Below are 8533 nucleotides of genomic sequence, written 5' to 3' on the forward strand. Positions count from 1 at the left end.
CGCATGCGCCATCGAGGACGCGATCAGCCCCAGGCCGATCAGGGCGACGCGCGGGTAGATCATTTCACACCCTTGAACTGCGCAACGGCATGGGCGATCTGACGGCACGAGGATTCATCGCCGATGGTAATCCGCAGGCAGTGCGGCAGTTTGTAACCCGCGACACGGCGCACGATCAGGCCCTGCTTCTGCAGGAAGGCATCACAGGCCTCGGCCTCTTCCTGGCTGGCAAAACGCGCCAGGATGAAGTTCGCCATCGAAGTGTCCGAAGGCACCCCGATCTCGGCCAGGGCATTGGCAAGCCACGACCGCATCCGCGTGTTCTCGCTGCGGCACTTTGCGACAAAGTCCTGGTCCCGCACGGCGGCCTCGGCGGCCTCAAGCTGCGTGGTGGACAGGTTGAACGGCCCCCGGATGCGGTTCAGGACGTCGATGACGTGCTTGGGGCCATAGCCCCAACCGATCCGCAAGCCGCCAAGACCATAGACCTTCGAGAACGTGCGCGTCATCACTACGTTGTCGCGCGCATCGACCAGGGACGCCCCGCCGTCGTAGCCTTCGACATATTCCGCATAGGCCCCGTCCAGCACCAGAAGCGCCTGGGGCGGCAGGCCCTCGGCCAGCCGGGCGATTTCGGCCGCCGAAACCATCGTCCCCGTCGGGTTGTTCGGATTGGCCAGGAAGACCAGCTTGGTGCGACGGTTGCAGGCGGCCAGGATCGCATCGACATCGGCCGTCCGTTCCCGCTCTTGCACCTCGACCGGGGTCGCACCCACGGCAAGGCTCGAAATGCGGTACATCAGGAACCCATGCTCGGTGAACACCACCTCGTCGCGCGGCCCGGCATAGGCCTGGCAGAGGAAGGTGATGATCTCGTCCGAGCCAGCCCCGCAGATGATGCGGCTTGCATCCAGCCGGTGCACCTCGGCAATCGCTGTGCGCAGGTCGGCGTGGTCGGTGACGGGGTAGCGATGCAAGGAATGAACGGTGCGCGAGAACGCCTCTTTCGCCTTGTCCGAGGGTCCGAAGGGGTTTTCGTTCGACGACAGCTTCACGACATTGGCCACGCCGGCCACATGCGCCTTGCCGCCCTCATAGAGGGCGATGTCAAGAATGCCTGGCTGCGGCTTGATCTGGTCGTTCATCTGGACCCCCGGGTTGTGGCCCCCTTTACCCGCCAAAGCGTCTCAAGACCAGAGGGTTCCACCGGACCAGCAGTTGTGACGCAGAGCGCTGGCGCGCAAGTCTTTCCTCTCGTCGTCGGGCTACCCCTCCTCCTCGGGGTGCCTCCGGCGGGGATATTTGAGCCAGTATGAAAGGTGGGCTTTTCATACTGGCGAAAGTATCCCGGGGAGCTCGAGGGGCAGCGCCCCTCGACCGCCGACGAGGAGGCGAAGCCCGACGACGAGACAAAAGGCTTGCGCCGCAAGGCGCTCGATTCGAAAGCCGCCGGTCAGACGGCCAGGAAGTTGGTGAACTGCCAGGGGTCCGCGTCGTCGCGGTCTTCGGCGAAGCTGTTGATCCGGTTCTGGATCGGGGTCCAGTCGGTGTAGTGACACTCGACGGACCCAAGATAGGGACGCTGCACGTCCAGGCAGCGGACGTGGTCCATCTCATCAGCCTCGACGAAGCCCTGGTTCGGATTCTCTGCCGCCCAGACCATCGCCGCCAGAACGGCCGAGGTGACCTGCATCCCCGTCGCGTTCTGGTACGGCGCCAGCCGCCGCGCCTCTTCGCACGTAAGCCGCGAGCCGTACCACATCGCGCCCTTGGCGTGGCCGTAGAGGAACACGCCCAGGTCGTCCCCGCCCGCGATGATCTCGTCCGCAGTCAGGATGTGCTGTTCCGGCTGGCGTTTCCCCGCGCCGTTCATCTCGTGCATCGACAGGATTGCGTCGTTGCTGGGGTGGTACGCGTAGTGACAGGTCGGGCGGTAGGCGGCGCGACCTTGTTCCCAGACCGTGTAGTAGTCCGGGATCGACAGCGCCTCGTTGTGGGTGATGACAAAGCCGAACTGCGGCCCCACGCCTGGGCACCAGGACCGCACGCGGGTATCGGCACCCGGCCGGTCGATCCAGATCGCATAGCCCGGCCCGTGGTCGAAAGCGTGGCCGTGGGGCGGCAGCTTCTTCTCATGCGTGCCCCAGCCCAGCTCCGCCGGCTGGTATCCTTCCGACAGCAGCCCATCCACCGACCAGGTGTTCACGAACACGCCCACCGGCTTTGGTCGCGCGGACACCTGAGTGTCCCGCTCTGCCACGTGGATGCCCTTGACCCCCAGCCCCTGCATCAGGGCCGCCCAATCCTCGCGCGATTTCGGATCGGCCTGAACGCCGGTATCGGCCGCCAAGCGCAGCAGAGCTTCTTTCAGCAGCCAGCTGACCATCCCAGGGTTCGCGCCGCAGCAGCTGACCGCCGTCGGCCCGCCGACATAGGCTTTCCCCAATGCGCGGACACGTTCCCGCAGTGGATAGTTCGTCCGCTCTCCGTTGGGCAGGGTCGAGCCGAAGTAGAACCCCGGCCAGGGCTCGACCACCGTGTCGAGATACTGGACCCCCAGCTCTTGGGCGAGCTTCATCAGCTCGATCGAATCCACGTCCACCGACAGGTTGACGATCATCCCGCGCCCCGTCGGGAACAGGCTGCGCAGCACCTCGGCGAAATTCTCTGCCGTCAGCGCCACCTGCAGATGCCGGATACCATGGTCCCGCAGGATATGCGCGTATTCGTCCGTAGGCTCGATCACCGTGAACCGCGCGCGGTCGAAGCCGATGTGCCGTTCGATCAACGGCAGCACGCCCCGCCCGATCGAACCGAATCCGATCATCACCAGCGCGCCGTCAATGCGCGCATGCACCGGGTAAGTCATCGCAGCCTCCTTACTTGTAGGTCCTGGCCTGCAGCCAATCCATCAGCGCCATCAGCACGCCCGACACGACGAAGGTCAGATGGATCACCACCAGCCAGTACATTTCCGTCTCGCCGAAGGTCGTCGCCGTATCCAGGTCGCTGATCTCCATGAACCGCTTCAACAGATGAATCCCCGAAATCGCCACGATCGACGCGATCAGCTTCATCTTCAGCCCGCCGAAATCGACCTTGCCCATCCAGCCCGGCTTGTCAGCGCCTGCGTCGAAGTCGAACTTCGACACAAAACTTTCATAGCCCGAGAACATGACGATCAGCAGCAGGTTCGCCGCCAGCGTCAGGTCGATCAGCGTCAGCGCCACAAGGATCATCTTCTCGGCCGACAAATCCAGCACCTGCGGGATATAGTAGACCAGCTCCTTGACGAAGATCACCGTCAGCATCGCCAGCGTCACCGCCAGGCCCAGATACATCGGAGCCATCAGCCAGCGGCTGGCGAAAAGGCCCTTCTCGAACGTCGTCTCGATCTGGTTCTTGTCGTGCATCACTCGCTCCCGGAAACGCAAAGGGCCGCACCCTTGACGGCACGGCCCAGACTGTAGGGTGCGCTAAAGCGCACCGGAAGATCAGTTCTTCGCGTAGTATTCGACGACCAGGTTCGGTTCCATCTGGACCGGATAGGGCACATCGCCCAGGCCCGGAGTCCGCACGAACTTCGCCGTCAGCTTGTTGTTGTCGACTTCCAGATAGTCCGGAACGTCCCGCTCGGTCAGCTGGATCGCTTCCAGGATCAGCGCCATCTGCCGCGACTTTTCGCGGACCGAGATCACGTCACCTTCCGACACCCGGTACGAGGCGATGTTCACCCGCTTGCCGTTCACCAGGACGTGGCCGTGGTTCACGAACTGACGCGCCGCGAAGATCGTCGGCACGAACTTGGCGCGGTAGACCACCGCGTCCAGACGACGCTCCAGGAGGCCGATCAGCATCTCGCCGGTGTCGCCGCGCACACGCTCGGCTTCGCCATAGATCTTGCGGAACTGCTTTTCGGTCAGGTCGCCGTAATAGCCCTTGAGCTTCTGCTTGGCGCGCAGCTGCGTGCCGAAGTCCGACAGCTTGTTCTTCCGGCGCTGGCCGTGCTGGCCCGGACCGTACTCGCGCTTGTTGATCGGGGACTTCGGACGGCCCCAGATGTTCTCGCCCATGCGGCGGTCGATCTTGTACTTGGCAGAGGTGCGTTTGGTCACCGCTGATCTCCTTCTATGTTACGAAGGGCGTTGTCCTTTGACCTTCCGGCCCGACAGGCGACCTCTTGCGAGGGCCACCAACACCAATGAAAAGCCCCGGAATCGCTTCCGGGACGTGGGCGGCTTATAGAGGACAAACCGGGGGAGTCAACACCACCCCCACCCGTGGGTCGGGGAGTGCCCCGACTCCCGTAGGGTGCGCTACAGCGCACCGTCCACGCCAACCACCCAGCACACCACGGGGCCGCACCCTCCCTCGGGCGGGCGCACCAACGGCGAAGCGAAGCACTTCATGGCTCAACCCCTCCCCCCGCAGTTCTACAGACTGCCGTCGCAAAGCGCCCTCCGGGGGGAGGGAGGGAGCGGCCCGGCGGGCTTACGCCCTCGATTCCGGGTTAAGAAAGCAAGCGGCTATGCGTCGGTATCGCTAGCGCTGGGTTCGCTTCTTGAAGCTTCTTTTGGAGGCCTCTTGCCGGACGCAGCTACCGCAGCAACACCCCCTACAGCACCAGAAACTGCTGACTTGGCGTCCACTATGTATCTGCCAAGCTTATCTTGGACTTCAGGAAAGGCTGACAGGAATTTCTTGAAGCTCTCATTTTGGAGCAATTCCTGTAGCGGACTATTGTGGTCCTCCGACACTATGAATCTGCTAGGTGCCTCGTCTAGACGATTCAGAGCCGACCCAAAGAGGCGCTTTGCAAAGTCCTCATCAAGCGTCACAGCTTCCTTTCGGTAACCCTCATAAGCTTTCGATACGGATGCCTTAAATGCGTAGTCTTCCGACAGGCGGAACGACTGTCCAATGCTACGAGTCGCAAGCCACGCCAACCAGACCGGTGCAGCCACACCGAGAACTGCAAAGAGAACATTCAAGTATATAAGACCTGGTGGATGATCTCCCACAAGCAACTCTCGCAAGCCGTCATAGCGATCCTTCCCTAACACTACAGCTCCGGCAAGAGATGCGATCAGAAGAACTACCCAAACCCAGCCGACTACCGCAAGTGACTTTGAGCGATACTCAAATGCACCAGCCAGACCAGCGGAAGTTGTAATCCGATATGCCTCATCGCATTTCTTAACCAATGCGGCGGCCTCATCCCTTAGCACTTTCATCTCTTCTGATATCTGCGCAGATAGCCCGCGATACTCCTCTATCTTGAACTTCGCTTTCGAGGAATCTTGTTCTGCCAGTTTGACTTGTGCAGAAGCGGATCTGAGTTCTTCAAGATCAGTAGGCAGCCGTTCAGCGGCGTCGTGCGCAGTTTCGATAGCAGATATCTTCTCGTCGATGTCCGTTGCACGCGGTTCGAGACTGCTGAGTCTCGCCTCAAGGGCTCGAAGTCGAGTAGCCAGGCGCCTTGGGATTTGCGAATGTTCTTCAACCCGCTCCCAATCCACGCTCACAGTGCGAGGCGGTAGTTCGCTTGAAGTGAATAGAAGAATTTCAAATGTTGCCCGAGTTACGTTTATCGGATCACTAGTAAGATTCGCGAAATCAAGTCCGTCGGCCTGCTTGGCTAAGCCCACCCAAAGTGACTCGGCTTCCACTTCGGATGGCTTCTTTCCATTCGATAAGCCTCTAATCCTTTCAGCGACAGAGTCTGAAAGAATTATCGCATCCTCTGGCGCCAGTGCAGATGCTTGCCATCCGATTGATTTGTTAAGTGGTGTGCTCAAGGGGTAGCTTGGTACCCACACCTTCTCAACTCTCTTCCCTAGCGCTTCAAAGCTAGATGCAACTTGTTCCAAACTAGTGGGCATTCTTATGTACCATTGATCTGTTCATTTTCAGATGCAAGAGTATGCTATCCTTATGGAAACGCAACCGAGACGTTATTTCTGGATTTCCAGAGAGTAAGTTCCGCACAACGACCGTAGAGCTGAAATTTTACGCCTTTAAAGTGGGCAAAAGTCCCTTAAAAAACCCCTAACGCCCACAGCTAACCCATTGGAATCCCTTGCGGCCTCCACCCTGTCCTGCGTGGACAGAGCTCAGCCGTTCACATCCACCACCACCCGTCCCTGCACGCCCCCCTTCAGGATCGCCGCCCCAAGCTCCGGCAGGTCCTCCAGCCGGGCCGGCCGCACCATCGCCTCCAGCTTCCCCACGTCCAAGTCCGACACCACCCGCCCCCAGGCCCGCACCCGCCGCTCGAAAGGAACCGTCACGGAATCGATCCCCAGCAAATTCACCCCCCGCAGCAGGAACGGGATGACCGAGGCCGGCAGGCTCGCCCCCCCCGCCAGCCCCACCGCCGCGACCGACCCCCCGTATTTCATCTGCCCCAGCACCCGCGCCAGCATCGCGCCCCCCACGGCATCGACGCACCCCGCCCAGGTCTCCGCCTCCAGGGGCCGCTTTACCGTCTCCGCCAGCTCCTCCCGCGGCACGATCCGCGAGGCCCCGAGGTCGCGCAGATACCTCTCCGTCTCCGGCCGCCCCGTCACTGCGGCGACCTGATACCCAAGCTTCGCCAGCAAGGCGACCGCCACCGACCCGACCCCACCAGCCGCGCCCGTCACCAGCACTTCGCCCTTCTCCGGCGTCAGCCCATGCTCCTCCAGCGCCATCACCGCCAGCATCGCCGTGAACCCCGCCGTCCCCACCGCCATCGCCTGCCGCGTGGTCAGGCCGAGGGGCAGCGGCACCAGCCAGTCCGCCTTGACCCGCGCCTTCTGGGCATACCCGCCCCAATGCACCTCTCCCACCCGCCAGCCGGTCAGCACCACCTTGTCGCCGGGCTTGTACCGCGCATCGTCCGAAGCCTCGACCACCCCCGCAAAATCGATCCCCGCCACATGCGGCCATGCCCGGACGATCCCACCCCCATTTGGCGACAACGCCAGCCCGTCCTTGTAGTTCAGCGTCGAATACTCGACCGCCACCGTCACATCCCCCGCCGGCAGCGCGCTGTCCTCCAGCTCCCGCACCCGGGCCACGGCAACATCGCCTTCCTTCTCCAGAACCAGTGCGCGGAACATGTGAACCTCCCTTTTGATCGGCCTCAGTCGGCCCGGCGGAAGCCGGATTGTCAACCCGACGCCGCTGCCGCACTCTGGCCCGAACAGGAGGACCCCATGACACAAGAACACATCGGCTTCATCGGCACCGGCCTGATGGGCCACGGCATGGCGAAGAACATCGTCGAGAAGGGCTACCCCCTGACCGTCACCGCCCACCGCAACCGCGCGCCCGTCGATGACCTGCTGACAAGGGGCGCAACCGAGGCCACCCTCGAAGACCTCGCCGCCCGCTCGACGATCATCTTCCTCACCCTCCCCGGCTCGCCCCAGGTGGCCGAGGCTGTGGCGCGGCTGACCCCGCACTTGAAGCCCGGCGCGGTGATCGTCGACTGCTCCACCTCTGACCCCACCGTCACCGAACGCCTCGCCACCGACCTTGCCGCCAAAGGCATCCATTTCGCCGACGCCCCCCTCTCCCGCACGCCGAAAGAGGCCTGGGCGGGGACGCTCGACTGCATGGTCGGCGCGGAACCGGAGGTCTTCCAACGCATCCAGCCCGTCATCGCCACCTGGGCCGGGAAGATCGTCCACATCGGACGCGTGGGCGACGGCCACCGGATGAAGCTTCTGAACAACTTCCTCTCCCTCGGCTACGCCGCGATCTATGCCGAGGCGCTGGCCGTGGCCGCCAAGGTCGGCATCTCCACCACCACCTTCGATTCTGTGATCCGTGGCGGCCGGATGGACTGCGGCTTTTACCAGACCTTCATGGGCTACGCTTTGGAGGGCAACCGCGAGGCCCACCGCTTCACCCTCTCGAACGCCTACAAGGACCTGCGCTATCTGGAGAGCATGGCCAACGCCGCCACCGTCACCACCACGATGGCGAGTGCGGCGAAGAACAGCTTTGCGGGGGCCGTGGCGCAGGGAGGGGCGGGGCCAGAGGACTATGTGCCGCACTTGGTGGATTTCGTCGCAAGGGCGAATGGGGTGACTAAGCCTGCGAAATAGTCAGCTCCAGACTTCGTTAGGACTTGCAGTGAACGCCCGCTTTGCATCGACATCTGTGACGAACTCCGACCACAGTTGATTGCCCAGCTTTCGGCTAGCAAATGCGCCCGCCATTGCAAGAAATCCCTTTAGAACAACATACATATCATCAACAAACCCCGTTAGGCTGCCTTCGGTGCTGGAACCATATGCCAAGAACAGCGCCTCGCGGTAGTTAGCCTTGCCCCGGTATCGCGACGCTTGATGAACGAACCCTACAGACTTGCGTCCAAGCCACTGATCCCGAAGGATTTGGGCCTGCTTCGTGCGGAAATTCTCCACTTCCAGTTCCTTGAAGGCACGGTTCAACTTTAGACTTTCTTCTGTTCTCCATGCATACCATCTGGCCGAACCCGAAAGGTAACCGACGGCTGCACCTACTGCATCGTCCTTGGTAA

8 protein-coding genes are annotated in these 8533 nt (G+C 62.1%); 1 reads left to right on the forward strand and 7 read right to left on the reverse strand.

The features are described from left to right. Window positions 1–59: 59 nt before the first annotated feature. The 6 genes from hisC to U1E69_RS09040 all read right to left on the reverse strand — a co-directional run bounded on the left by hisC (window position 60) and on the right by U1E69_RS09040 (window position 7103). The gene (gene hisC / locus U1E69_RS09015; RefSeq protein WP_322244053.1) at window positions 60–1145 is read right to left on the reverse strand and encodes a histidinol-phosphate transaminase; all 1086 of its coding nucleotides are present in this window, start codon (window positions 1143–1145) and stop codon (window positions 60–62) included. Between the two features lie 308 nt (window positions 1146–1453). Continuing rightward, window positions 1454–2869, reverse strand: a complete 1416-nt coding sequence (locus U1E69_RS09020) for a homospermidine synthase (protein ID WP_322244054.1) — start codon at window positions 2867–2869, stop codon at window positions 1454–1456. A gap of 10 nt (window positions 2870–2879) precedes the next feature. Continuing rightward, complete coding sequence (locus tag U1E69_RS09025; RefSeq protein WP_322244055.1) at window positions 2880–3413, reverse strand: TIGR00645 family protein; 534 nt, start codon at window positions 3411–3413, stop codon at window positions 2880–2882. An 81-nt stretch (window positions 3414–3494) separates the two neighbouring features. After that, window positions 3495–4115 carry a 30S ribosomal protein S4 gene (gene rpsD / locus U1E69_RS09030; RefSeq protein WP_305567415.1) on the reverse strand — a complete coding sequence of 207 codons (621 nt, stop codon included), beginning with the start codon at window positions 4113–4115 and terminating at the stop codon, window positions 3495–3497. 411 nt (window positions 4116–4526) lie between these two features. After that, window positions 4527–5882: a hypothetical protein gene (locus U1E69_RS09035; RefSeq protein ID WP_322244056.1), complete on the reverse strand. Its 1356-nt coding sequence runs from the start codon at window positions 5880–5882 to the stop codon at window positions 4527–4529. 231 nt (window positions 5883–6113) lie between these two features. Further along, window positions 6114–7103, reverse strand: a complete 990-nt coding sequence (locus U1E69_RS09040; protein WP_322244057.1) for an MDR family oxidoreductase — start codon at window positions 7101–7103, stop codon at window positions 6114–6116. 96 nt (window positions 7104–7199) lie between these two features. On the opposite strand from U1E69_RS09040, the gene U1E69_RS09045 reads away from it, so the two are divergent. Beyond that, window positions 7200–8096 (forward strand): NAD(P)-dependent oxidoreductase, encoded by an 897-nt coding sequence (locus U1E69_RS09045; RefSeq protein WP_322244058.1) that lies wholly within the window; start codon window positions 7200–7202, stop codon window positions 8094–8096. Here the strand turns inward: U1E69_RS09045 and U1E69_RS09050 are convergent. Further along, on the reverse strand, window positions 8097–8533 hold a 437-nt coding region (locus U1E69_RS09050), incomplete at its 5' end, for a hypothetical protein (protein WP_322244059.1).

Source organism: Tabrizicola sp., from assembly GCF_034366665.1.
GTDB lineage: Bacteria > Pseudomonadota > Alphaproteobacteria > Rhodobacterales > Rhodobacteraceae > Tabrizicola.

Coding starts and splice junctions, on each gene's coding strand:
- hisC (WP_322244053.1), bottom strand. CDS start 1,145: ATGAACGACCAGATCAAGCCGCAGCCAGGCATTCTTGACATCGCCCTC.
- U1E69_RS09020 (WP_322244054.1), bottom strand. CDS start 2,869: ATGACTTACCCGGTGCATGCGCGCATTGACGGCGCGCTGGTGATGATC.
- U1E69_RS09025 (WP_322244055.1), bottom strand. CDS start 3,413: ATGCACGACAAGAACCAGATCGAGACGACGTTCGAGAAGGGCCTTTTC.
- U1E69_RS09035 (WP_322244056.1), bottom strand. CDS start 5,882: ATGCCCACTAGTTTGGAACAAGTTGCATCTAGCTTTGAAGCGCTAGGG.
- U1E69_RS09040 (WP_322244057.1), bottom strand. CDS start 7,103: ATGTTCCGCGCACTGGTTCTGGAGAAGGAAGGCGATGTTGCCGTGGCC.
- U1E69_RS09045 (WP_322244058.1), top strand. CDS start 7,200: ATGACACAAGAACACATCGGCTTCATCGGCACCGGCCTGATGGGCCAC.